Raw genomic sequence first — 24,921 nt, forward strand, 5'->3', positions numbered from 1 at the left:
CGGCCAGCGCGCTTAACCGGGCACGAGCCCGGCGATGGCGCGGCCGGTTCGCAGCGAATTGAAGCTGAACGGCGCCATCGGCAGTTCGGCGTTGGTGGGCAGGCTGCGCGCGACCTCCAGCATCACGCCGCGCAGCCACACGTGGCAAGGATCGTTTTCCTGGTAGCGGTGCCACTGCAGGCATTCGGCCATCGGCGGCAATGCGTACGGCAGCGGCAGCACACGGATCGGCAGGCGCCGCGCGCACGCGAGCGCGAGACGCGTGTGCATCGTCGCGACGAGGTCCGTGCCGACCAGCGCCGTCGCCAGGCTGCAGAAGTCGCTCGTCGTGACACGGATGCGGCGCTTGACGTTCTGCGCCTGCAGCAGCAGCTCTTCCACCGTCGGCGAACGCGGGCGGCCCAGCATCGGCGCGATGTGCGCCAGGCGCTCGTACGTCGCGGCGTCGAGCACGTCGCCGACCTGCGTATTGCCCTCCCAGATCACGGCGCAGTAATGGTCCTCGAACAGCGTGCGCTGCGGATGCTCGGCGTCGAGGAAGTTGCGCGGGATGATCAGGAAGTCGTTCTCGCCGCGGCGCAGCTTTTCCGCCGCGTCGTCTGCGAGCGGCACCAGGTCCAGCGTCATGTTGGGCGCGTCGCGCAGCACGCGCGCCACCACCTGGTTCAGGAACACCTCGGTCGCGTAGTCGGACACCATGATCTTCATGCAGCGCGTCTCGCGCGCCGGGTCGAACGTCACGCGGATGCCGACCGTCGCATGCACGTGCAGGATCAGGTCGTGCACCGGACCGACGAGCTGGCGCCCGAGCACCGTCAACTCCATGTTGCGGCCGACCGCGGCCAGCAGCTCGTCCTCGAAGAATTCGCGCAGGCGCGCCAGCATGCCGCTCATCGCCGACTGGCTGACGTTCACGCGCGCCGCCGCACGGGTGATGTTCTGTTCCTCCAGCAGCGCGTCGAGCGCCAGCAGCAGGTTCAGGTCCAGGCGGTTGAATCGCATCGGTTGTCTCCTTGTTATCGTATCCCTCGAATGGGCGCGTTATCCTTCACTGTATGTATTTTTGCAGCGCCTGTCATCCAAAAAAAACGGCCCGCCCCGCGCGCCGCGGGCGGGAACGGGCCAGGCCGCACGGCCAAGGAGATCAGGATCGCGGGTCGCGCACGAACGCCAGCAGCGGGCCGGCCAGCGCATCGTCGCCGCTGTTGATCGCGTACACCTGGCTCAGGTGGTTGTGGTTCGCGATCACCTCGATGGTCGGTGCAAAACCGTGGCGCGTGACGAGCCGCGCGAACAGCTCGCCCGCCTGCGCCTGCATCTGGACCGGGTCCAGTTCCGCATACGTCAGCGCGAGCGGGAACGGCGCCGCATCCACCAAGTCCACCGTCGACATCGACCGGTAGGCCGCGAAATCCGTGCCGAAGTACGCCTCGTTGCGCGGGTCCGGCGTCGCGATGCCCAGCTGCGCCCGCGCCAGCAGTTCCAGCTCGGCGTTGTACACGCCCGACGCGAGGAAGGCGCCGGCGATCTTCAGGCCCTCTGCCGGATGGAAGCGCTTGACCAGCGTCGCCGCCGCCACGTGGGCCGCGCCGGCCGACTCGCCGGCCAGCACGATGTGGTCGGGATCGCCGCCGTACGCGGCCACGTTGGTGCGCGCCCACGCCCGCACGGACGCCGCGTCCTCGGCGCCGGCCGGCCAGCGGTGACGCGGTCCAAGCCGGTAATTCGGCAGCACGGCCAGCACTCCGTGGCGCGAGAACCAGTGCCCGACGGCCTCCCGGTCCGCCTTGTCGCCGCGGATGAAACCCCCACCGTGCAGGAACACGACGACGGGCGCCGGTCCGGTCGCGCCGACCGGCGGGTACACGTCCAGCCGGTGGCGCTCGTCGGCGCCGTAGGCGATGTCGCGCACCGGTTCGTGCCCGCGCGGCATGTCCGCGAGCAGTGGCGCGTACAGGGCCTTGGCGGCCGGCGGATCGATCGCGCGGCCGGCGGCGCGCACGGCGCGCAGGATGGCCGCATGCTGTTCACTGTGCATCATCGCTGCTCCTCACAGCGCGGCCAGCGCCGGGTCCTTGTGGAAGCGCCCGTCCTTCATGATGACCAGGAAGCGCTTGCGGTCCTGCAGGATCGTCACATCCTGCGTCGGGTCGCCGTCGACGAGCACCAGGTCCGCGAGGAAGCCCTCCTTGACCTGACCCAGCTCGTCGCCCATGCCCATCAATTCGCCGCCCAGCAGCGTGGCCGCCGACAGTGCCTCTTCCGGCGTGTAGCCCAGCAGGTTCACGAACAGTTCCAGGTCGCGCGCGTTGCGGCCGTTCGGGTTGAACGGGAAGCCGTAGTCGCCGCCCGGCAGTACGCGCAGGCCACGCCGGCGCAGTTCCGGCACGAGCTTGCGCTGCAGCTCCAGCACCTCGGCCGCGCTTTTCTTCATATGGCTCATGTCGAAGTGCGGCGGCGGCGCCGCGTCCAGCGTGGCCTGGATGATGCCGATCGCCGGCGCGATGAAGATCTCGTCGCGCTGCGCTTCCAGCATGTCCAGCGCCTCCTCGTCCGCGTACGTGCAGTGGTACAGCACGCGGAAGCCCGCGCGCAGGCCCATCTTGACGGCATCCGACGCCTGCGCATGGCAGGCGAGCCACACGCCCGATTCACGCGCCTGCTCGCCGGCGGCGTCGGCTTCTTCCTGGGTGTACATCAGCTGCTGCGACGCGCCCGGCTTCAGCGCATCCTCCCCCGACAGCAGGAACTTGACCGACTTGGCGCCGATCGCCGCGCACTCCTTGACGAAGGCGCGCACGGCGTCCGGGCCGCGGCCATGCTCGGCCACCTTGCCCGGATCGAGTTCCTCGACGGTCGGCGGTTCGCGCTCGATCGACGACGCGACCAGGCGCGGCCCCGGCATGCCGCCGCTCGTGATGAAGGTGTTCAGCACCGTCTCCACGGATTTGCTCAGCGAGCCGGCCGAATACGCGCTCGTGAAGCCATGATCGAGCAGGATGCGCGCATTGCGCGCCGTCGTCAGCACCAGGTCTTCCGGCGGCAGCGCCATGCCGGGCACGAAGCGCTCGACGGAGCTGGGCCAGGACAGGTGCGCATGTGCCTCGACGAGGCCCGGCATCAGCGTGCCGCCCTGGCCGTCGATGATTCGGTCGCCCGCCAGCGCGGCGACGGCGCGCGTGCCGTCCGCCACCTCGACGATGCGCTTGCCTTCCACGCGCACCGCGCCGATCCCCTGGCGCATCTGGCGGCCGTCGAAGATCCTTACGTTTTCAAAAATGATACCGCCCACGTTGTGTCTCCCTGTTGTTCACTTCAGATAGGCCCAGCTTACCGTCGGGATTGGTCCGACCAAAGCCTATTTTGGCGATACCTGCTATCGCCGCTTCACGCCGCAGCGCCGTTCGCCTGCGCGATCTTCCCGAGTACGCGCGCGCTCGGTTTGACGGTGCGCTTCATGGTCGCGCGGTCGACGGCAATGAGGCCATAGTGCGGGTCGAAGCCGAAGATCCACTCGAAGTTGTCGAGCAGCGACCAGTGGATGTAGCTCTTCACCGGAATGCCGTCCTTCAGGCAGTTCGCGACGCCGCCCACGGCCGTATGGATGTAGGCGATGCGCTGGCTGTCGTCGTCGGTCGACATGCCGTTTTCCGTCACGTAGACCGGCAGCTTCACGTGCTGCGCCGTGTAGCGGATCGTCGCCTCCAGTGCCTGCGGGTAGTACTCCATGTGCGCCGACGTGAACCGGGCGTCCTTCGGCGGCGGGCGCACGCCGTCCGGCCCGATCAGCTCGCGCGTATAGGTCTGCACGCCGATGAAGTCGCCGTGTTCGGAAATCGCCCGGAACCACGGCGCGTACGCGATGGCGCGCTTGCGCTCGACCATGGCTTCGCCGCCGTCGACGGCCTGGTCGTCCGCGATCGCGATCGAAAAGCCGACCGGCAGCTGCGGGCGCACGGCCTTGATGGCCTGGTACGCGGCCGCGTGTCCCTTCAGCAGGCCTGCCTCGATCCTGGCGAAGTCGCCGAAGATCCACGACGACCACGTGCCGGTGCCCGCCAGCTGCCCCGCCTTCGCCAGCATCGCTTTCATGCGCGGGTTGCCGGCCATGCCCGACAGCGGACCCGGAATGCCGAACAACAGGCGCGGCAGGTTCGGTTCGTTGAACGTGGTCGCGTAGTCGATCAGGTCGCCCAGGTGGCGCGCCGCCTTGTCGCAGTAGCGCGCGTACAGCTTGTCCGCGCCGTCCGCCTCCCAGCCGCCGCGCGCCGCGAACCACGCGGGCGTGACGAAGTGGTTGAAGCTGACCATGGCCTTGACGCGGCGACGCCGGCAGGACAGCAGCACGTCGCGGTAATGCTCCAGCGCGGCCACCGAGAACATGCCCTCGACCGGCTCCACGCGCGCCCACTCGATCGAGAAGCGGAACGTGTTCAGGCCCAGCGCCGCCAGCGTCGCGATGTCCTGGTCGTACAGGCGATAGTGGTCGACGGCGGCGCCGGACGGCTCCTTGAATTCGGTCGGCTGGATGTTTTCCAGCAGCCAGGCGTCGCTCGCGACGTTGTCGCCTTCGGCCTGGTGGCCGGCGATGGCGGCGCCCCACAGGAAGCCTGGCGGGAAAGGCCCGCCGGTGGCGGCGCGGGCGGCGCCGGCCGGCAGCAGCGCGGCGCCGGCCAATGCCGTCCCCAGGCCCAGCAGCGTGCGGCGGCGGGCGTCGTGTTCTTGGTGATCCATGTCGTCTCCTTGTTTATTGTCTTGACGCCGGGTGGGCACGACGTGCCGACCCGACCTGTTCATTGCAGGGTGCCGGCCAGGCCGGCCACCAGTTCGTGCAGCGCCGGCCCGCTGTCGGCCACGCCGTACACGTAATGGTCGGGGCGGACGACGGCCGCGCGGCAGCCGTGGCGCTCGAACCAGCGTGCCAGCACGCCATCCAACTCGTCGGCCTGCATGCGGTGCGGTCCGCTCGAGAAGCCGTGCGCGTCGGACGGAATACTGATCAGGATGCCCAACCGCTCGGCCAGCACCAGCAGGCCAGGCGGCAGCTGCGCCGTGCGCAGGTCCGTCACGATGCGCCAGCCGGTGCCTGCCAGCTCGTCCAGCAGCGCCGGCCCCACGGGGCCGTTCACGCGCGGCTGCGGGAACAGCGTGCCCGTGCCGCTGCGGCCGACGGATCCCAGCAGGCCTTCCATCAGCGGCGGGATGATGTCCTGGCGCGGCACCGTGCGGATGGTGCCGCCGGCCGCCGCGAGCAGCGCCTCGTCGCGGTCGCACGCCGCCTGCGGATCGCGCTCGCAGATGACGGCGCCGATCTCCTTGATGCGCGCGGTGAGCCTGCGTACGTGCTCGCGCCGTTCCGCCGAATAGGTGTCGAGCAGGCGCTCGGCCGCAGCGCCGCCCACGTCGGCGGCGAGCACCGCGCGCAGCTTCCACGTGAGGTTCGCGACGTCGCGCACGCCCTGGCACATGCCCTGCCCCAGGAACGGCGGTTGCTGGTGCGCGGCGTCGCCGGCGATGAACACGCGGCCCACGCGCCAGTCACGCGCCACCAGCGCGTGGAAGCGGTAGCTGGCCTGGCGCCACAAGGTCGCATCCTCCGGACCGATCCAGCGCCGCAGCACGCTCCACGCACCCTCCTCGGTCGCCATGTACGCCGGGTCCTCACCCGGCAGCAGCGAAATCTCCCAGCGCCGGTGGTTGCCCGGTCCGATGACGTAGGTGCACGGCCGCGCCGGTTCGCAGTACTGCACGCTGGTCTTCGGCAGCTTGGCCATACCTTGCTCATTCACCTGCACGTCGACGACGAGCCACGGTTCGTCGAATGCCAGGTCTTCCAGCTCGATGCCGACGGCGTCGCGCACGGCACTGGACGCGCCGTCGCAGCCGATCACGTAGCGGGCCCGCACGCTCGACGGATTGTCCTCCCCGTCATCGAAGCGCACCGTCGCCCCGTCCGCATCCTGGTCGACGCCCGTGAAGCGCCGGCCCAGCACCACGTCGACGACGGGCAGCGCCTTCACGTGGCGGCGCAGCGCCGCTTCCACCGGCGGCTGCGTGAACACCATCGACGGCGTGTGGCCCAGTGGATAAGGCGGCTCCACGGCAGCGAGGCGCTTGATCAGGCGCCCGTCGGCGCCGTAGTATTCCGACGGCGTGAACGGCTCGCAATGCGGCGCGACGGCGTCGGCCAGGCCCAGGTTCTGGAACACGCGCATGATCTCGTGGTCGAGCGCGATGGCGCGCGGTTTCGGGTAGACGTCATGACTGCGGTCGACGACGAGCGTGCGCACGCCGGCCTGGCCGAGCAGCGCGGCCGCCACGGCGCCGGACGGCCCGAAGCCGACGACCACGACGTCATAGGCCGCGTTCATGGCTGCTCGTCCTCGACGGTGTTGCGCAGCAGGCCCACGCCTTCGATCTCCACCTCGATCGTGTCGCCATGCTTCATCCACACCGGCGGCGTGCGCGACTGGCCGACGCCGGCCGGCGTGCCCATCGCGATCACGTCGCCCGGCTCAAGCGTCAGGCATTCGGTCAGCAGCGCGATGGTCTCGGCCACGTCCCAGATCATGTCCTTCGTGTTCGCGTCCTGCATTACCTGGCCGTTGAGGCGCGACTGGATCGAAAGGCCCGCGCCGCCGGCCGGCAGCTCGTCGGCGCTGACCAGCACGGGGCCCAGCGCGCCGGTGCGGTCGAAGTTCTTCCCGATGGTCCACTGGGGCGTGCGTTTCTGGTAATCGCGCACCGAGATGTCGTTGAAGCAGGCGTAGCCGAACACATAGCCCAGGGCATCCTCGCGCTTGACGTGGCGGGCGCGCTTGCCGATGACGACGGCCAGCTCGGCCTCGTAGTCGAATTTTTCCGACACGCGCGGCCGCGGCGACGCCTCGCCGTGGGCCAGCAGCGACGTCGTCCCGCGCAGGAAGAACCACGGATACACCGGCTTTTCGCGGCCGCTTTCGGCGGCGTGGTCGTAGTAGTTCAGGCCCAGGCAGACGGTCTTGCCGGGTGCCGGGACGACCGGCGCCAGCACGACGCCGGCCAGCGGCTGGCGCACGGCGCCGGGCGCATCGAGGGCGCGGCGGGCGGCGGCCACGAGGTCCACGCCGGCGGCAAGCGCTGCGCGGACATCGGCCGGGACATCGGGCACGGCCCGGTTGATGTCGACGATGGTGTCGTTGTCGAGGACGGCCAGGCGCGATTCATGGCCGTTGCGGTAGGTGACGAATTTCATGTGGTTCTCCTTCAGTGATACGGGTTTTCGGGCCGCTCGCGGCGCGCACGGGTGCGCAACTTACGCGAATCTGATTCTTTTCTGGGCCTGCTTGATGCGGTCGGACGGCGGCTTGGACACGCCCCACTGGTCGAAGCGCCCGGGCGGCCAGGTCCAGTCGGACGGTCCGCCGGTGCGGTAGGCGTCGTCGACCTGCAGCACGTCGGCCGTGTATTCGATGACGAAATCGTCGGGGCCGACGAAATACGAAAAGACGTTGTTGCCCGGTCCATGGCGGCCGACGCCCCATTCGATGGGCCAGCCGGCGTCGCTCATGCGCCCGGCGCCGCGCATGACCGCGTCCAGGTCGGGCATGACGAAGGCGATGTGGTTCAGCGTATCCGCATCGCTGTCGGCCAGCGCGATGCTGTGGTGGTCGCTGTTGCAGCGCATGAAGGCCATGACCTTCGTGCGGTCGGACAGGCGGAACCCGAGCGCGTCCTCGAAGAAGCGCTGCGCGACCGCCACGTCGGCGCTGTTGAACACGACGTGCGTGATCCGGCTCGGCGCGTCGCCGTGCGGCTGCTCGGCAAGGCGCTCGTCGCCGTGCACGAAGCGCAGGATGCGGCCCTGCGGATCGGCGACGGTGACGGCCGTGCCGCCGCCCGGTTCCTCGACCGGGGCCGGCCCGGACACCACGCGGCCGCCGGCGGCCGGCGTGCGTGCGGCGATCGCATCGACGTCGGCGCGCGCCGCCACGCTGAACGTGACGTTGCGCACGTCCGGCGTGTCGGCGCGGTGCAGCGCGAGGATGTGGTGGAATGCGCCGGCGCCGCGCAGGTAGACTGCGTCGCCGGTCCTGGCGACGGTCTGCAAATGCCAGGTATCGTTGTAGAAGCGCTCGGCGGCGGCCAGGTCTGTGACGCCGATGGCGATGCTGCGCAGCTGGCCGGCGGGTGATGCGGACATGGGAACTCCTTAGTCGAGCCCGAGGAATCGGGCGGCGTTATGGGTGACGAGTTGCGCGCGCACGTCCGGGTCGTGCACCGCCTGGGCAATGCCGTCGACCGGGCGCGCGTCGTGGAAGGCGAACGGGTAATCCGTCCCGATCATCAATTGGGTGGGACCGAAGCGGTCGAGCAGGTGGCGCAGCGTCGCCGCATCGAACACCAGGGTGTCGTAGAACAGCCTGCGCGCCTGCTCGGACGGGCTCTCCAGCATCGCGTCGCGCAGCGCCGGGAACACCTGGCGCGCCTGTTCGAGCCGGGGCAGCAGCGACGCGAGCGTGCCGCCGCCGTGGCTGAACGCCATCCTGAGGCCGGGATGGCGGCCGATCAGGTTCGTCGTCAGCACCGAGGCGGCGGCCAGCCCGACGTCGGTCGGATACGCCAGCGCGGGCAGCAGCTTGTCCGGGCCGACCAGGCGCTCGGTGCCGGCCGGCTTGAGCGCGTGCACGAACACCGACACGCCCAGCGCCGCGCAGGCGGCGAAGAACGGCGCGAATTCCGGGCTGCCGATCGCCTTGCCGTTCACGTTGCTGCCCACTTCGATCGCCTTGAACCCGAGTGTGCCGGCGAGGTAGTCCAGCTCCGCCAGCGCGAGGTCGAGGTCCTGCAGCGGCACGGCGCCCATGCCGGCGAGGCGCCCGGCCGACAGCGCGGCCATCTCCGCGATCTGCTCGTTCATGTAGCGCAGCAGCTGGGCGGCGGCCTGCGCCTCCATCCAGTACGACAGCAGCTCCGGCATCGGCGAGATCGCCTGCACCGCGAGGCCCATCGGGTCCATGTCGGCGATGCGGCGGCTGGGACTCCAGGCGCGCTCGGACACCGTGCGGTAGACGCTGCCCTTGATGACCACGTGGCGGTGGCAGGCGTGCGCCGGCATCATCGACGGCCAGTCGGCCGGCATGCGGTTCCCCACGTAGCGCGGCAGGTCGTGCGGGATGACGTGGGCGTGCACGTCGATGCCGCAGGCGCAGCCGGGCGCGTGGCCGTGCGTGACGCTCATGCGGCCACCAGTCCGGCCGCGTTCACGCCGGCCGCGCAGATCGCCTCGTCCTGCGCGCCGGTCCCGCCGCTGGCGCCGACTGCGCCGACGAGGGTCCCGTCCGCGCGCCGGATCGCGACGGCGCCCGCCTGCGGGATGAATTTCCCCTGGCTGGACGCGGCCAGCGCGTTGAAGAACACGGGATTGTCCTGGGCGCGCTGGTGCAGCACGCGGCTGGCCACGCCCATGCCGGCGGCGGCGTAGGCCTTGCCGATGGCGATGTCGACGCGCAGCGGCGTGGCACCGTCCTCGCGCTGCACGGCGACCGGGTGGCCGGCCGCATCGAGCACGGCGACGGCGACCGGCGGCAGGCCGTCCGCGCGCGCGGCCGCGAGGGCGGCGACGACGATCGCGCCGGCCTCGGCCAGGGTCAGGTGGGTGGGTGGGTTCATGGTCGTCTCCTTAGTGATGGGTGGGCGCGGCCACCGGCGCCTGCGCGGCCGCGCGCCGCGCCACGAGGGCGAAGCAGAGCGTGGCGGCGGCGCCGACGATCAGCGCCAGCAGCGCTTGTCCGCCGAAGCCGGTGCGCATGGCGACCGAGCCGGCGAGCGCGGGGCCGATCGCGGAGCCGGTCATCATCATCGCGGGGGTCGACGCCAGCGCGCGGCCGCTCGGGTCCAGCCGCGCGATCAGGCCGAACAAGAATGTGTGGGTGAAGATCAGCACGGCGGGATAAACGCTGCCCGCGATGGCGTAAGGCAGGAAGCCGGCCGACAACGTGACGACCAGCGCCAGCGCGGCCTGCAGCGGCGCCGCGACGAGCGCCACCCGCACCGGATTGACCCGCTTCTGCAGCAGGCCCGCGACGGCGGCCGGCAGCAGGTTGACGAGGCCGCACACGACCAGCACGCCGTTGACCCGGTCCTGGCCGAAGCCGCGCAGCACGCCGATGCGGTCCAGCATGCTGAACGTCAGGGCCTGGTTCAGCGCCATGCAGGCGACGCCCAGGATCGCGCACCATGCCGCGCGCGGCAGCGGCGCCGTGCCGACGTGGATGCGGCCGGCCGCCGTCACGTGCGGGAAGCCGAGCGCGCAGGCCAGCGCCGCGGCGCCCATCAGGCCCGCGAACACGAGGAACAGCGCGGCGCCGCCGTGCGCCGCGACGACGGGCGGCACGGCGCCATAGAAGACGACGGCGCCGATGCCGAGCGCGGTGCCGGCCATGGCGAACAGCCGGTGCGGGTTCAGGCTGCGCCCGATCGTGCCGTGCGTGACGGAGAGCGCGGTGCCGGTGGCGATGCCGGCGACGAGGTGCAGCGGCACCAGGGTGCCGAAGTCCGCCACCCGCGCCGCCGCGAGGAAGGCGAGCGCCGCGACGCCGTAGCCACCGAACGCGCACGCGGCGCGCGGCAGCCTGTTGTACAGCGGGGCCGCCACGAGGCTGGCCGCGACCGCGCCTAGCAAGAAGGCGGTGACGATCATGCCGGCGTGCTCCAGGTCGAAGCCGTACTGCTGGGCGAGCGTGCCGACCCACACCGGCAGCGCGACCAGGTCGACCATGCCGGCGAAATGGCACAGCATGAGCGTGGCGCGGCCGCGGCCCGCCTCGGGGGTGGAATGCATGGGATGTCTCCTGGTTTTTTTGTGTGAAAACGATAGCAGCGCATCCGGCCAACCCGAAGGCCAGAGTTGCGATAGGACGTATCAGGTTTTCCGATCGATCAGCCGTTTGATCATCACGCGCCAACGTCGATAGCAGGTATCACGGAATACGGCTTTGGAATGGCCGAGTTGCGTACCTATACTCGATTCGCCTGTGACACCGCAGCAATCCAATGACAACAGGCCGGCATCTGACCGGCTTAACCTGGAGACAACATGCACACACCCCGCACCCCGCTGGCGATCGGTTCGCTGACCGTCCTGTCCATGAGCCTCGCAGCGATCTGGAACCCGGCGTACGCCCAGAGCGGCGCCAGCGGCGCCAGCCCCGATGCCGGCCCGAAGATCGAGAAAGGCATCGAGACCGTCGTGGTCACCGCGCAAAAGCGCACCCAGAGCATCAAGGAAGTCCCCGTCGCCATCACGGTCGTCAACGCCGCGCAGCTGGAGCGCGCCGGCGTCAAGGACATCGGCGACCTCGCCAAGACGGCGGCGGCGCTGGAGTTCGGCGACCAGTCGACCGGCGGCGCGGGCGGCAGCGCGTCGATCCGCGGCATCGGCACCGCCGTGTTCACGCAGTCGGCCGAGAGCTCGGTCGGCGTGGTGATCGACGGCGTGCCGCAGGGCGCCACCGCCAGCGGCCTGATGTTCGACCTGGCGCGCGTCGAGGTGCTGCGCGGCCCGCAAGGCACGCTGTTCGGCAAGAACGCGTCGGCAGGGGTCCTGAACATGGCCACGCAGGCGCCGCTCATCGGCGACCATGGCGGCAGCGTGCAGCTCGAATATAAAGGCGACCACGGGGAAGCCGTGCGCGCCACCGGCAACATCCCGCTGAACGACATCTCGGCGCTGCGCATCGCCGCCGTCGGTGAACGCAACAAGGGCGTCTACCACAACGTCCTGACCGACAAGGACAGCGTCACGACGAACGGCGGCGCGCGCCTGCGCTACCTCTTGACGCCGAACCGCGACGTGGCGATCAACCTGATCGTGGACGCGTCGAACCAGCGCAACGAGAATGCCGTATTCTTCGCGCCGTCGGTGGCGTACGCGGCCAACACGGCGGGCGACCATCGGCCGGCCGCCGAATTCGCCTCCTGCGGCGTGACCGTCTCGAAGACCAACAACCAGGTCTGTTCGGACGGCGCGGAACTCCAGCACTCCAGGGTGCGCGGCCTGTCCGGCCAGGTCGACTGGACGCTCGGGAGCGGCGACACGCTCACGTCGATCACCGCGTACCGCACCCGCAAGCAGGGCCCGGACAGCGTCAACATCGGCATGTCGAACACCTACGACAAGGTCTACAACTTCACGCCGCACCAGGACGCGCGCCAGTTCTCGCAGGAGCTGCGCATCGCGTCGCCGGGCAAGCAGGCGCTCGAATACGTCGGCGGCCTGTTCTACGCCGACTCGAACAACTACAAGGATTCGACCACGGAGATCCTGCCGAGCACCTTCCTGCCATCGCCGCCCGTGCCGCGCTCGATCGCGACGGACGCCATCCAGCACGCCCGGCTGACCACGAAGGCCCTGTTCGGTCAGGCGACCTACCACCTGACCGACGCCACCGGCATCATCGCCGGCCTGCGCTACACGCGCGACACCGTCACGGCCGACGAGTCGCAATCGAGCGTCGTCGCGTTCGACGGCTTCACCCTGCCCGCCTCCGTCAAGGCGGCCAGCGGCAGCGCGCAGCAGTCCAACGTCTCGGGCAAGATCGGCCTGCAGCACACGGTGTCGAAGAACGTCAACGTGTACGCCACCCTGAGCCGCGGCTACAAGGGCCCGCAGATCGACAACGACACCCCGATCGGCGCCGCCACGGCCGCCGGCAACTTCAGCGGCATGATCGTCAAGCCCGAGCTGCCGACCAGCGTCGAACTGGGCTCGAAGATGTCGTTCCTGAACCGCCGGCTGGACGTCGACGTGGCCGCGTTCCATACGAAGATCAAGGATTTCCAGGAGCAGAACTGCACCTTGACCGCGGTGGGGGCACTGAGCTGCATCCCGCTGAACGTCCCGAGCGTGACCAGCAAGGGCATCGAGGCCGACATCCGCGCGCGCCCGCTGCCGGAACTGCAACTGGGACTCTCGATGGCGATGATCCTCGACACCGCCTACCCGGCCGGCTTCACGTTCGACAATGCCAACGTCGGCGGCCAGCGCCTGTTGTACTCGCCCCGCAACAAGATGACGCTGAACGGCGACTACAGCTGGACGCTGCCGGGCGATTATGAACTCCAGCTGGGTGGCGACATGGTCTACAAGAGCCGCGTCAGGCTGTGCAACACGCTCGATGCCGAATGCGGCTACGGCGGCCATTCCGTCGCCTCGCTGCGCCTCGCGCTGCGTTCGCCGGACGACAACTGGGGCGTCGAACTGTACGACCGCAACCTGGGCGACAAGCGCGTGCCAAACGCGATCATCTATCCGCTGCCGGGCAAGGGTGCCGGCTCCGGTTATGCGTACAGCCTCGGCGAAAACTCGTTCCGCCGCATCGGCGTGACGCTCGACTACCGCTTCTGACCGATGCGCCGCCCCGTGACCACAGCACAACGACACGCCATGCCTGCATATACTCCCGCCCTGCGCCTGGTCGGCTGCGCCGCCGCCCTCGCCTGCCTGTCCGCGTCCGCCGTCGCCGCGCCCGATCCGATCGCGGCCGGCTTCGAGCAGCCGCCGCAAACGGCCCGCCCCCGCGTCTGGTGGCATTGGCTGAACGGGAACATCACGCAGGAGGGCATCGACAAGGACATCGCGTGGATGGCGCGCTCGGGCCTCGGCGGCCTGCAAAACTTCGACGCCGAGATGATGACGCCGCAGCTCGTGCCCAAACGCCTGCCGTACATGAGCCCCGAATGGGCCGCCGCATTCCGCCATGCCGCGCTGACGGCGGAGCGCAGCGGCCTGGAATTCGGCATCGCCGCCTCGCCCGGCTGGAGCGAGACCGGGGGGCCGTGGGTGCGGCCGGAAGACGGCATGAAGAAACTCGTGTGGAGCGAGACGATCGTCCGCGGCGGCCAGGACGTAGCGCTGCTGCCGGCCGCGCCGCGCACCACCGGACCGTTCCAGGACCTGTTCGTCCAGCCGGACATCATGGGCCAGCGCCCCGCCCCGGACAAGCTCGCGCGCGCCGGCGCCGACATCGCCGTGTTTGCGTATCCGGTGCCGGCCGCCGCGCTGCCGCCGCCGGCCGTGCGCGCGGGCGACAAGACTCTCGACGCGCAGGGGCTGGCGACGCCCGGCGAGGACGGCGCGGTGCACCTCGCGGCACCGACGCCGGACCATCCGCTCGTCGTCACGCTGGATTATCCGGCCCCGCAGACCGTGCGCTCCGCAACGATCTTCGCGCTGGGCGCGGCGTCGCTGTTCGACGGCGCCCGCTGGCACGCCGTGCTGGAAGCGAGCGCCGACGGCGCGCTCTGGCGCAAGGTGGCCGACCTGCCGCTCGCTCAGGTGCCGGCCAGCGCCGGCTTCGCGCCGGCGACGGCGGCGCACTTTCGGGTCGTCGTCGGCGTCAGGCCGGCCGCGCCGAATCCGCAGTTCATGCCCGTGCCGGGCGCGGACACGGGCCCATTCGGCGCCATCGGCCAGGCCCAGGACCTGCGCCTGGCGCAACTGGTGCTGTCGGGCGAACCGAAGGTCAACCAGTTCGAGACGAAGGCCGGCTTCGCGACGACGGACGATTACTATGCGCTGGACGCCGGCGTCGATACGCGCGAACCGGGCGTCGACCCGGCCGCCATCGTCGACTTGACGGACAAGCTGCGCCCCGACGGCACGCTGGCGTGGACGCCGCCGGCCGGCACCTGGAAGATCGTCCGCCTCGGCTGGTCGCTGACGGGCACGGAAAACCATCCGGCCACGGCGGAAGCGACCGGCCTCGAAGTCGACAAGTACGACGGCAAGGCGGTCCGCGACTACCTTGAGACCTACCTGGCGAAATACCGTCGGGCGGCCGGCACGGATCTCGTCGGCGCGCACGGCGTGCGCGCCATCGTCACGGACAGCATCGAGGTCGGCGCGTCCAACTGGACGCCGCGCATGCTCGAGCAGTTCCGCCGCCTGCGCGGCTACGACGCGCGTCCGTGGCTGCCCGCGCTGACGGGCGTCGTCGTCAAGGACCGCGCCCGCACGGATGCCTTCCTGTACGACTACCGCCGCACGCTCGCGGACCTGATGGCGGACCAACACTACGGCACCGTGGCGGCGGTCGCGCACGAACACGGCCTGCGCGTGTACGGCGAAGCGCTGGAGAGCGCGCGCGTCACGCTGGGCGACGACATGGCGATGCGCAGCCACGCGGACGTGCCGATGGCGGCGATGTGGACGTACCGCCCCGAATTCGGCCCGAACCCGACGGCGATCGCCGACATGCGCGGCGCGGCGTCGGTGTCGCACCTCTACGGCCAGAACCTCGTCGCCGCCGAGTCGCTGACGAGCGCGATGGCGCCGTGGGCGTTCGCCCCGAGCGACCTGCGCCCGATGATCGACATGGAGTTCGCCAGCGGCGTGAACCTCCCCGTCATCCACACGTCGGTGCACCAGCCGCTGGGCGACGACAAGAAGCCCGGCCTGTCGCTGGCGATCTTCGGCCAGTACTTCAACCGCAACGAGACTTGGGCCGGCATGGCGCGGCCATGGGTCGACTACATGGCGCGCAGCAGCTGGCTGCTGCAGCAGGGCCGCTTCTATGCCGACGTGGCGTATTTCTACGGCGAGGAAGCGCCGCTCGTCGCGTTGTACAAGCACGGCCAGCCGGCCGACGCCCCGCGCCGCTACGCCTATGACTTCGTCGACGCCGACGCCCTGCTGCACCGGCTGTCGGTCAAGGACGGCGACCTGGTGACGGCCGGCGGCGCGCGCTACCGCGTGCTGTACCTCGGCGGCACCAGCAGCCGCATGACGCTCGCCGCCCTGCGCCGCGTGCACGCGCTGGCCGCGCAGGGGGCGACGATCGTCGGCACGGCGCCCGTCGCCTCGCCCGGCCTGACCGACGACCCGGCCGCGTTCGCGGCGCTCGTCAAGACGCTGTGGAGCGGCGCGCCCGTCACCCGCGTCGGCAAGGGCCGCGTCATCGCCGGCCGCGACGTCGAAGGGGCGCTGGCCCGGGTCGGCCAGGCGCCCGACTTCAGCCAGGCCGCAGGGTCGGACGCGCCGCTGCTGTTCGTCCACCGCCGCCTGGCCGACGGCGACATCTACTTCGTCACCAACCGCGCCGCCAGGCCGGTTGCGTCCGAAGTCCGCTTCAACGTGCGCGGCAAGACGGCCGAATTCTGGCATGCCGACACGGGCCGCCTCGAACCTGCCAGCTACCGCGGCGGCAAGGACGGCACGACCGTGCCGCTGGCGCTGGGCGCGAACGACGCCGTGTTCGTCGTGTTCCGCCGGCCCGCCGCCGCGCCGGCGGCCACGGTAGCGGCGCCCGCGTGGACCACGGCCGCCACGCTGGCCGGCGCCTGGACGATCGCGTTCGACGGCCTGGCCGCGCCGGCCGCCATCGCGCACGGCGCGCCCGGGTCGCTGGCGGCCAGCGCCGACCCGCACGTGAAATATTTTTCGGGGACCTCGATCTACCGCCGCACCTTCACGTTGCCAGCGCAGGTGGCGCCGGGCGCGCCGCTGAAACTCGACCTCGGCCGGGTCGGCGACGTCGCGGAGGTGCTCGTCAACGGGAAATCGGCCGGCATCGCGTGGAAGCCGCCGTACGAGGTCGACATCGGCAACCTCGTCGCCGCCGGCACCAACACGGTGGAGGTACGGGTCGCCAACCTGTGGGTGAACCGGCTGATCGGCGACGCCCAGCCGGGCGCGCACAAGGTCACGTTCACGGCCGCGCCCACGTACAAGGCGGATGCGCCGCTGCGGCCGTCCGGCCTGATCGGCCCCGTCACGCTGCGGGTGCGGCAGTGAAGCGGCGCCACCTGCTCGGCGCCATCGCGGCGCTGCCGGTCGCGCATGCGCTGGGCGGAACGGCGGGCGGCATCGCGCAGCGCCCGCTCGCCCGCGTCATCGTCGACAACGACTTCGCCGGCGACCCCGACGGCCTCGTCGCGCTGGCGCACCAGTTGCTGGCGCCGACCACGCGCACGGTGCTGGTGACGTCGTCCGCGCTCGATCCGAAACTGGCGCGCCTGGCCGGCCTCGACCCGGCGCGCAGCGCGGAGGACGGACTGCGGCTCGCGCGCGAACTGCTGCGGCGCGCGCGGCTCGCGGTGCGTCCCCCCGTCGTCGCCGGCGCCGGCGCGGCCCTGGCGATCGTCGACGCCGCCCTGCGTGACGATCCGCTGCCGCTCGTGCTGGCGTGCGGCGGTCCGCTCACGAACGTGGCTGCCGCGCTGCGCGTGCGCCCGGACATCGCCGACCGCATGCGCCTCGTGTGGATCGGCGGGACGGCGGCGGACGCCGGCGGCCCCGAATACAACCTGATGACCGACCTCGCCGCGGCCCGTCACGTGTTCGAGTCGACGCGGCTGCCGATCGTGCAAATCCCCGCCGAGGAATACCGGCGCTTCCAGGTCTCGGTCGCGGTACTGGACACGGACATCGCGCCGATCTCGCCGCTCGCCCGCTGGCTCGTCGACCAGTACCGCCACCTGCCGCCGTTCGTGCGGCCGGGCGCCACATTGACGTTCGGCGACAGCCCGCTCGTCACGGCAACCGCGTTCGACCCCGCCGCAACCCCGTCCGTCGTGCGCCCGGTGCGGCGCCTGCTCGACGATGGCCGCTACGGCGAACCGGTACCCGGGCGCGAGATACGCGTCGCCCATTCGCTCGACCCGCGGCTGAACATCGACGACTTCGCCGCGCTGCTGCGTGCGCACGTGCGCCGCGCCGGCTGAGCCAGCGCCACGAGGACACCGGACGCACCGTATCCCACTGTTCCGCCGCGCCTGCGCGGCAGCCCGCCTGCCGCTCGCAGCCGGCGCGCACACCGCGGACGCAACGCGCCAGGCGCGCCCCGACGCCGCGGTGCGCGCGGCAACGTGGCCCTCGATGACTGCGTGCCGGGCATACACGTTGATCGCCTTGCCCGTCGGTTCCGCCAGATCCGTCAGGTCGATGCGGTGACGGCGTTCGTCGACGCGCCGTGAGGTGAAACGACAAAACGCGGGCCCGCCGCTGCGCCGGCGGCATGGGGTGGTCGGGGACGGCGCATCGGGGCCGACGCGTCACTCCTCGGTTGCATCGTCCTTGTCGTCGCGGCCGAGCAGCTCGCTGGACCATTCCTGCCAGCTGCAGTTGGGGCAACGCCGCCACAGCAGGACAAGGAAAAACGTCGCGCAGCCAGCCGCGAGCACGACGGCGTGCAGCGAGAGATCCGGTTCGAGGCCGTATAGAAAATCGAGCATGGCGCACCTGCCTTCCCGGCGGCATCATTCATGGCGATACCGCACGATTCCACTGTAGACCAAGCGGGTGGCGGTGTCCAGCGCGCGGCGTGCGCGTGTATCAGATCGGCTTCAGGAACAGCCCGGCGGTCAGCGCGACGCCGATGCACACGATCGCCACGCGCAGCGCGCGCTCGTTCACCCGATGCAGCGCCCAAGCGCCCGCCAGCCCGCCGATGATGGCCCCCGCCGCCAGCACGCCGCACTGCAGCCAGTGCAGCTGCGGCGACGTCAGGAACAGCACGACGGCGGACGCGTTCATCACGCCGGCCAGCACGTTCTTGGTGGCGCCAGCATTGCGCGCGGCGAGGCCCGCCATGGTCAGCGCGGCCAGCATCAGGATGCCGATGCCGCCGCCGAAATAGCCGCCGTAGACGGCGATCAGGAATTGCGCGACGCCCGTCGCGACAGGCCCCAGGTGCACGGCGCCCGCGGCACCGGGCTTGCGGAAGAAGCTCCCCCACGTGAACACGGCCGTCGCGAACAGCACGAGCCAGGGCACGAGCCGCGCGAAGACGGCCGGCGACGTATGCAATAACAGCAACCCGCCCGCCGCGCCGCCGGCGATGCTCAGCACGAACAGCGCCCGGAACGGCAGGCCGCCCGCGCCGCTGACCAGCCTGCGCCCGGCGAACCCCGACGTGATCTGCGCGGGGAACAGCGCGACGGTGGACGTGATGTTCGCGGCCAGCGGCGTCATGCCGGACACGATCAGGGCCGGCAGCGTGACGAACGACCCGCCGCCGGCCAGCGCATTCTGGACGCCGGCCCACAGCCCCGCCAGAAAGAGGAGCAGCAGCATCATGGTGCCGCTCCGTATTGACGATCGATGGCGGTGGCTGGGCAGTGACGTGTCGGCATGGCGCGGCAGGCGCGCACGCGCCGGCGATGAACTCGGGGAAGCTCATCTTACACTGCCGGCGCGCGCGGGTCCGCGCGCTCAGTGACCGCCCTGCTCCTCGTGCTTGTGTCCGTGGTCGGCGCCGTGTGCCGGCGCCGGCGCCGCGTGCGGTTGCGGCGGCGCGTGCGGGGCCGGCTGCGGTCCGGCATGCGGTGGGGGCTGCGGATGCGGTGCGGGCTGCGGATGCGGTGCGGGCGGATGCGGTTGCGGGGCCGGTTGCGGATGCGGGGCCGGTTGTGGTGCGGCATGCGGCGCAGACTGCGGATGCGGGGCCGGCCGCGGCATCGCATGCGACGCAGGCTGCGGATGCGGGGCCGGCGGCGATGCCGCATGCGGCGCTGGCTGCGGATGCGGAGCCAACGGCTGCGGTCGCGGCTGCGACTCCGGACGCGGGGCCGGCTGCGGTGCGGCATGCGGTACGGCATGCGGTTCGGGCTGCGGACGCGGCGACGGTGAATGCGGCTGCGGCGCGGGAGTGTTCGACGCCGCCGCCTGCACGCGGGCAGCCCGCTGCACGGCCGGTGCATGCGCAGCCTCGGCTTGTGCAGGCGACGGCGACGCACCGTGCTGCGCTGCCGCACCACGCCCCTGCGGCGGCATCGCGTCATGTTGGTCCGGCCGCGGCAGCCCACCCGGGGCCTGCGGTTGCGGCATCACGCCATGCGCCGCGAAGCGCTGCTGCGCCGGCGCCGGGGGCGCTGGGCTGCGCTGCTCACGCCACGCCGCCGCGCCCGGCGGCAGTGCCGGCTGCGCATGCCGTGCACCGTTCGCCAAGCCGTGCGCAAATTCAGGTGCCTGCGGGCGCGCGCCCGGCTGCGGCGCGAACGGCGCGCCGGCATGACCCGGCGCGACATCCGGCCGTACGCCCGCCAACGCCGCAACCGGATGATCCGGCCGTGGCGCGCGCGCCCCCGGGAGCGCGCCCAGCGGCTGGGCGGCCATCGGGACGGGACCGCGGGCGCCCCGGACGAACTGGCGGCCGGCGGCATTTGCGCCGTGTGCGGGTTGCGGCACGCGCGGCTTGCCGAGCGCGGGCCGCAGCACGCGCAGCGGCGGCACCGGGCCGTGGGCAGCCAACTGCACGCCCGGCCGTCCGGGCGCGGGCACACCGCGCGCGCCGTGCGGGGCGTGCATACCCACCAGCGCAAACGCGGCGGGCGGCAGCGCACGCGTCACGGCGACGCGCTGCATGACCGGCGCCGGCGGCAGGCGTCCGGCCGGCCCGGTGCCGACGCGGCTCCGCGGCAGCGGCCGCGCCTGCGGTGCCGCCAGCACGGGCGCCGCGCGCGCCACGCCGGGCGGCAGCAGCAGGCCCGCGCGGCGCGTCGACGCCGCCTGGGCGAACTGCTGCGCGGGCATCGCCACCATCGCGCCGGGCACGTTGCGGTTGACGTAGCGGATATTGTTGATGTTGTTGACGATCGTCGTCTGGCGGATCACCGTATTGCTCACGTTGACGTTCGTGATGTAGGTCGGACTCGCGTGATACGGCGGCCGGTACGCCTCGTGCGGCGCCAACGGGAACCAGCCGACGCCCGGACCGGACCGCCCGCCCAGCGTCAGCACCGCGCCGACGAACGCCACCAGCGCGGGCGCATAGACCGGACGCGCCTGCGCCGGCGCGGGGACCCACGCCCAGGTGTCCGGCGTGCGGATCCAGCGGCCGTAGTGCGATACGGCATACCCGTACGGCTGGTCGTCGATCCAGGTCCAGCCCCACGGATCGACCCACGCCCAGTGGCCATCGTGGTACGGGGCCCAGTCGCGCGGCGCGCGGTCGGGCACCCACACGGTGCCGTAGTCGGGCACGCTGCGCCAGCTACCGTAGTCGTCGAGATCCTCCGCGCCGACGACGCCCTGCGGCACGTAGCGGCGCGCGACGGCGTGCTCGTAGCGCGCATCGCGTCCCAGTGCCCAGCGGTCGAAATCGTCCGGCGGCACCGGCTGCAGCAGCACGTAGTTGTTCAGGTCCTGGCCGCCGAAGCGATAGCCCTGTCCGGGCGCGAGGGCGAGCGACGTGCCGTCGCCGTACACGTCGCCGGCGCCGCGCAGCACCGTGACGTCCGTGGTGCCGCCGTCCGGCGCGACGGCAAGGCGGTAATCGCCCGGCTGGCGCGCGACGAACGCGAGATTGGGCGTGTCCACCTCCACCGTTTCGCCGTCGGCGAGGCGGCGCACGTGCAGGTCGATGCGGCCCTGCGATACCTGGAGCTGGGTCGTGCGCTCGTCGGCGCCGAGCACGGTCAACAGCGTGCCGGCGTCCATGCGCGCGACGGCCGGCCCGAACTCGGCCTCGTCGCGCGCGCCGGCGTCCGTCCACAGGCGGTCGCCGGGAACGAGCGGACGGTTGAGCGGCGCCTGGGCCCAGTCGGCGGCGCCGGCGGGAGAAAAGCTGACGGGGCCGGCGAGATACGCGATGCGGCCCACGCGCGCGGGCGGGTCCTGCGCCAGCGCGGGCGCGGCGGCGGCAGCCAGCGCGAGGCCGAGTCCAACGGGCCAGATGAATGTACGTGCGGTCATGATCGATGGTGAAGCAGTCAATAATGGCCGATCATAGGCCCCGCACCCCGCGCGCACGATACGGTGTCACACGGTGTTACAGAAGTTTCACGCGGCTCGGTGTGCAAGCGCAGGATAGGTGAACGCGATGAAGTGGACGGCGTTCAGCGCGAAGTGCGTGAGGATCGCGCCCTCGATGCGCCCCGAGCGGAGGTAGGCGGCCGCATTGCCGAGGCCCGCCAGGGTGGCGAATACGACCAGCATCGGTCCGCCGGGCGCGTGCGCGAGGCCGAACAGCACGGTCGACACGACCACCGCGACGGCGGTGCCGTAACGCCAGCGCGCCATGCCGCGCGCCAGTCCTCCGAGCAGGAAGCCGCGGAAGAACGCCTCCTCCGTCACGCAGGTGATCAGGAGGTTATTGGCGAGGAACCAGGGCGTCAATGCCGTCCACTTGACGTCCGGCCGCACGACGCCGAGCGCCATGCCGGCGCCGAGGACGACGACGAGCGTCGCCAGCAGCACGGGCAGCGTACGGCGCAGCATCGGCAGCCATGCCGCGCCCGTGCGGATCGGCGCGCAGAACACGGCCATCAGCACGATGCCGGCGACGGCCTTGTCGAAGTTCGCGTACAGCGTGAACGGGATCGCACCGGCCGACACCTGCACGCGGTCGGCCAGCATGGGGTTGTGGAATCCGGGCAGCCGGTGCAGCGCCAGCAGCAAGGCGCACACGCCCGTCAGCGCGAGCAGCGGGATGCGCAGCCACGCCCGTTCGCTGGCGCGCGCGCCGAACGCCAGCGCGAGATACGCGCCGATGGCGACCAGGGCGCGCCAGTCCAGCACACCGGACGCGAGTCCGGCCAGGCACGCGAGCAGCAGCCCCGCGCACCAGGCCCACGCGCGGTTGCCGCGCACGGGCGGCGCCGGCACCCACAGCAGCACGATGGCCAGCGCCAGCGCGCCGAAGGTCGGCACCAGATGCAGGTCGAGCAGCATGGATCAGTGGCCGCGCTTGTGCATCTGCTTGTGCATGCGGCGCAGCGCGAGCCACACGACGCCCGCCACGACGGGCACCAGCACGCCCGTGAGCATGTCCGGATTGACCGGGACGCCGATGCTCTTCAGGCCCTTGCCCGCGTATCCGAGCAGGCCCACGACGTAGTACGAGATCGCCGCCACCGACAGGCCCTCGACGGCCTGCTGCAGCCGCAGCTGCTGCGCGGCGCGGCGGTCCATCGATTGCAGGATCTGGCGGTTCTGGTTTTCCTGGACGATCGAGACGCGCGTGCGCAGCAGGTCGTTGACGTTGGCGATGCGGCGCGCCAGCGCTTCCTGGCGCGCCGCAGTCGCTTCGCAGGTGTTCATGGCGGGCGTGAGGCGGCGGTCCATGAATTCCTCGACGGTCGGCACGCCTTCGATGCGGGCCTCGCGCAATTCCTCGATGCGCGCCTTCACGAGGCGGTAATACGCCTTCGACGCCGAAAAGCGGTAGCCGTTGTCGAGCGAGAGCTTTTCCAGGCGCGCGGCCAGCCGCGTGATCTGTTCGAGCAGGGCCTGGTCGCCCGCCACCGCTTCGCCGGCGACCATGCGCTCGGCAAGCAGCGCCAGTTCGGCCTCGATGTCGTCGAGCGCGGCGGACACGGCGCGCGCGGCCGGCAGCCCGAGGAGCGCCATCATGCGATAGGTGTCGATCTCCAGCACGCGCTGCGCCAGGCGGCCGGCCTGCTGCGCGCGCATCTCGACGTCGCGCAGCACGAAGCGCGAGAAGCCGTCGGACTGGATCGCGAAGTCCGTCCACACCTCGCCGCCCTGCATGACGCGCGACCCGACCAGGTGGCTGCCCGCGAAGCTCTCCTGCAGCACGGCCGGATCGGCGGCGCCGCGTTCGAGCAGCACGTGGGCGGCGGACATCAAATGGCCGTGCAGCCCCAGGATCCACGCCTGCGGCAGGTACGCGAGCGGCATGCGCGCGAAGGCGTCGGCCAGCGACGGCCCGGGCGCGGCCTTTTCCGTGAACGTGTAGGTGGCGAACTCCGTATGGCACTCCCACTTGAGGCGGAAGCGGCCGAAGTCGTGGTAGAAGTGATTGGCCGTCACGTTCGGCGCGGCCACCCCGAAATGACCGCACAGTGCGGCCAGCAGCGCGTGCTGGTTCGGGCCGTGCGCGCTGCGCGAGCCGGATTCGCTGGCGCGGTACACGGCCAGGTGGGTGATGGCTTCGGGCGCTTCCAGCCGGAGGAAGGGACGCGAATGGATTTCGGCGGCGAGCGGAATGCGCTGGGCATGGCTCAGGCTCGGGTAGGCGGTCGTCATGGTTCGATTCATCGGCTGTCGGGGTGGTGCCGTGCATGATCTGCATGGCAATATTTCCATTGTACATGCGTATGCACACGGGCGTGGCGACGGCGGGGCCGCGGCGGACCGTGGCGCCGCGTCCAACTGTTGTGAAATAGCCCGTGCGATCAGCCCAAATGACCACTTTGGTCTGACCACTTGCAACATTATCCGGACCAAACTAAGATGCGACCTTGGCAATCGCCTCCACATTTTCCTGGACTGCACACAATGAGAAAAATGCCCGCGCCACCCGATGCGATTGCGACCGAACCGCGACTGTATCGCGTGGTGTCGAGCCGGATCGAAGCGCTGATCCGGGAAGAAAACATCAAGCCGGGCGAACGCCTGCCGGCCGAACGCGATCTCGCGACGAAACTCGGCGTCTCGCGCACGTCGCTGCGGGAGGCGCTGATCGCGCTGGAGCTGGGCGGCGTCGTCGAGGTGCGCGGCGGGTCCGGCGTCTACGTCAGCGAACAGGCGGCGCCCAAGTCGGCGCGACCGGCGGCCGGCCCCGGTCCGTTCGAAGTGCTGGCCGCGCGCCGCGTGATCGAAGTCGAGGTCGCGGCGCTGGCCGCGAAGAACGCGACGCCGGCCGCCGTGGACGCGATCCTCGTCGCCGTCGAACAGATGGAACAGAACCAGGACAACCTGGGCGAGAACGAATCGGCCGACCGCGATTTCCACCTCGCGATCGCGCGCGCGGCCGGCAACAGCGCCCTCGTCGGCGTGATCGAATACCTGTGGGCCCAGCGCGGCAGCCTGTGGCACAAGCTGACGGAGCACTTCCAGACCGAGGAACTGCGCCAGTTGACACTCCTCGACCACCGCGCCATCCTGGCCGCCATCGCCTCGCACGACGTGGCCGGCGCGCGCCAGGCGATGCGCGCCCACCTCGATCGCGTCACGCGCACGTTCTCGCGCGGCTGACG

The 24,921-nt window shown here is 71.1% G+C and carries 19 protein-coding genes; 4 read left to right on the forward strand and 15 right to left on the reverse strand.

Going from position 1 to position 24,921, the window contains the following annotated elements; translation table 11 throughout:
* Window positions 1-12: 12 nt before the first annotated feature.
* From U9J41_RS05765 to U9J41_RS05810, 10 genes are all read right to left on the reverse strand, one after another.
* Window positions 13-1,002, reverse strand: coding sequence for a LysR family transcriptional regulator (locus U9J41_RS05765; protein WP_322400793.1), 990 nt, complete (start codon window positions 1,000-1,002; stop codon window positions 13-15).
* A 142-nt stretch (window positions 1,003-1,144) separates the two neighbouring features.
* Complete coding sequence (locus U9J41_RS05770) at window positions 1,145-2,041, reverse strand: alpha/beta hydrolase (RefSeq protein WP_322400795.1); 897 nt, start codon at window positions 2,039-2,041, stop codon at window positions 1,145-1,147.
* A 9-nt stretch (window positions 2,042-2,050) separates the two neighbouring features.
* Complete coding sequence (locus U9J41_RS05775) at window positions 2,051-3,292, reverse strand: amidohydrolase family protein (protein ID WP_322400796.1); 1,242 nt, start codon at window positions 3,290-3,292, stop codon at window positions 2,051-2,053.
* 95 nt (window positions 3,293-3,387) lie between these two features.
* Window positions 3,388-4,734, reverse strand: coding sequence for a family 1 glycosylhydrolase (locus tag U9J41_RS05780; protein ID WP_322400798.1), 1,347 nt, complete (start codon window positions 4,732-4,734; stop codon window positions 3,388-3,390).
* A 59-nt stretch (window positions 4,735-4,793) separates the two neighbouring features.
* Window positions 4,794-6,371, reverse strand: a complete 1,578-nt coding sequence (locus tag U9J41_RS05785) for a bifunctional 3-(3-hydroxy-phenyl)propionate/3-hydroxycinnamic acid hydroxylase (protein WP_322400799.1) — start codon at window positions 6,369-6,371, stop codon at window positions 4,794-4,796.
* On the reverse strand, window positions 6,368-7,234 hold the full coding sequence (locus U9J41_RS05790; RefSeq protein WP_322400800.1) for a fumarylacetoacetate hydrolase family protein: 867 nt from the start codon (window positions 7,232-7,234) through the stop codon (window positions 6,368-6,370). The genes U9J41_RS05785 and U9J41_RS05790 overlap by 4 nt, the downstream gene beginning before the upstream one ends.
* Before the next feature lie 60 nt (window positions 7,235-7,294).
* The gene (locus U9J41_RS05795; protein ID WP_322400803.1) at window positions 7,295-8,182 is read right to left on the reverse strand and encodes a VOC family protein; all 888 of its coding nucleotides are present in this window, start codon (window positions 8,180-8,182) and stop codon (window positions 7,295-7,297) included.
* 9 nt (window positions 8,183-8,191) lie between these two features.
* Window positions 8,192-9,220, reverse strand: coding sequence for an amidohydrolase family protein (locus U9J41_RS05800; protein WP_322400804.1), 1,029 nt, complete (start codon window positions 9,218-9,220; stop codon window positions 8,192-8,194).
* Window positions 9,217-9,651 carry a GlcG/HbpS family heme-binding protein gene (locus U9J41_RS05805; protein WP_322400805.1) on the reverse strand — a complete coding sequence of 145 codons (435 nt, stop codon included), beginning with the start codon at window positions 9,649-9,651 and terminating at the stop codon, window positions 9,217-9,219. The genes U9J41_RS05800 and U9J41_RS05805 overlap by 4 nt, the downstream gene beginning before the upstream one ends.
* Window positions 9,652-9,661: 10 nt before the next feature.
* A complete protein-coding gene (locus U9J41_RS05810; RefSeq protein ID WP_322400807.1) occupies window positions 9,662-10,822 on the reverse strand; it encodes an MFS transporter in 1,161 nt (386 codons plus the stop codon).
* Window positions 10,823-11,077: 255 nt separating this feature from the next.
* Here U9J41_RS05810 and U9J41_RS05815 point away from each other — a divergent pair, with 255 nt between their 5' ends.
* From U9J41_RS05815 to U9J41_RS05825, 3 genes are read left to right on the forward strand one after another with little or no spacing between them, the layout of a single operon-like run.
* Window positions 11,078-13,387 (forward strand): TonB-dependent receptor, encoded by a 2,310-nt coding sequence (locus U9J41_RS05815; RefSeq protein WP_322400808.1) that lies wholly within the window; start codon window positions 11,078-11,080, stop codon window positions 13,385-13,387.
* 39 nt (window positions 13,388-13,426) lie between these two features.
* Window positions 13,427-16,774, forward strand: a complete 3,348-nt coding sequence (locus U9J41_RS05820) for a glycosyl hydrolase (RefSeq protein ID WP_322400810.1) — start codon at window positions 13,427-13,429, stop codon at window positions 16,772-16,774.
* The gene (locus U9J41_RS05825) at window positions 16,771-17,703 is read left to right on the forward strand and encodes a nucleoside hydrolase (RefSeq protein WP_322400811.1); all 933 of its coding nucleotides are present in this window, start codon (window positions 16,771-16,773) and stop codon (window positions 17,701-17,703) included. Before U9J41_RS05820 ends, U9J41_RS05825 begins: the two co-directional genes overlap by 4 nt.
* A gap of 330 nt (window positions 17,704-18,033) precedes the next feature.
* On the opposite strand, the gene U9J41_RS05830 is transcribed toward U9J41_RS05825, so the two are convergent.
* The 5 genes from U9J41_RS05830 to U9J41_RS05850 form a co-directional block, all read right to left on the reverse strand.
* On the reverse strand, window positions 18,034-18,213 hold the full coding sequence (locus U9J41_RS05830) for a hypothetical protein (RefSeq protein WP_322400814.1): 180 nt from the start codon (window positions 18,211-18,213) through the stop codon (window positions 18,034-18,036).
* A gap of 100 nt (window positions 18,214-18,313) precedes the next feature.
* Window positions 18,314-19,054 carry a sulfite exporter TauE/SafE family protein gene (locus tag U9J41_RS05835; RefSeq protein ID WP_322401095.1) on the reverse strand — a complete coding sequence of 247 codons (741 nt, stop codon included), beginning with the start codon at window positions 19,052-19,054 and terminating at the stop codon, window positions 18,314-18,316.
* Window positions 19,055-19,192: 138 nt separating this feature from the next.
* Window positions 19,193-21,673 carry a DUF6600 domain-containing protein gene (locus U9J41_RS05840; RefSeq protein ID WP_322400816.1) on the reverse strand — a complete coding sequence of 827 codons (2,481 nt, stop codon included), beginning with the start codon at window positions 21,671-21,673 and terminating at the stop codon, window positions 19,193-19,195.
* 87 nt (window positions 21,674-21,760) lie between these two features.
* Complete coding sequence (locus tag U9J41_RS05845) at window positions 21,761-22,651, reverse strand: CPBP family intramembrane glutamic endopeptidase (RefSeq protein WP_322400817.1); 891 nt, start codon at window positions 22,649-22,651, stop codon at window positions 21,761-21,763.
* A 3-nt stretch (window positions 22,652-22,654) separates the two neighbouring features.
* Complete coding sequence (locus tag U9J41_RS05850) at window positions 22,655-23,968, reverse strand: DUF3422 family protein (RefSeq protein ID WP_322401097.1); 1,314 nt, start codon at window positions 23,966-23,968, stop codon at window positions 22,655-22,657.
* A 261-nt stretch (window positions 23,969-24,229) separates the two neighbouring features.
* Between U9J41_RS05850 and U9J41_RS05855 the strand changes: the two genes are divergently transcribed.
* Window positions 24,230-24,919, forward strand: coding sequence for a FadR/GntR family transcriptional regulator (locus U9J41_RS05855; protein ID WP_322400818.1), 690 nt, complete (start codon window positions 24,230-24,232; stop codon window positions 24,917-24,919).
* Window positions 24,920-24,921 lie beyond the last annotated feature (2 nt).

Source organism: Massilia luteola, from assembly GCF_034420155.1.
Classification (GTDB): Bacteria; Pseudomonadota; Gammaproteobacteria; order Burkholderiales; family Burkholderiaceae_D; genus Telluria; species Telluria luteola.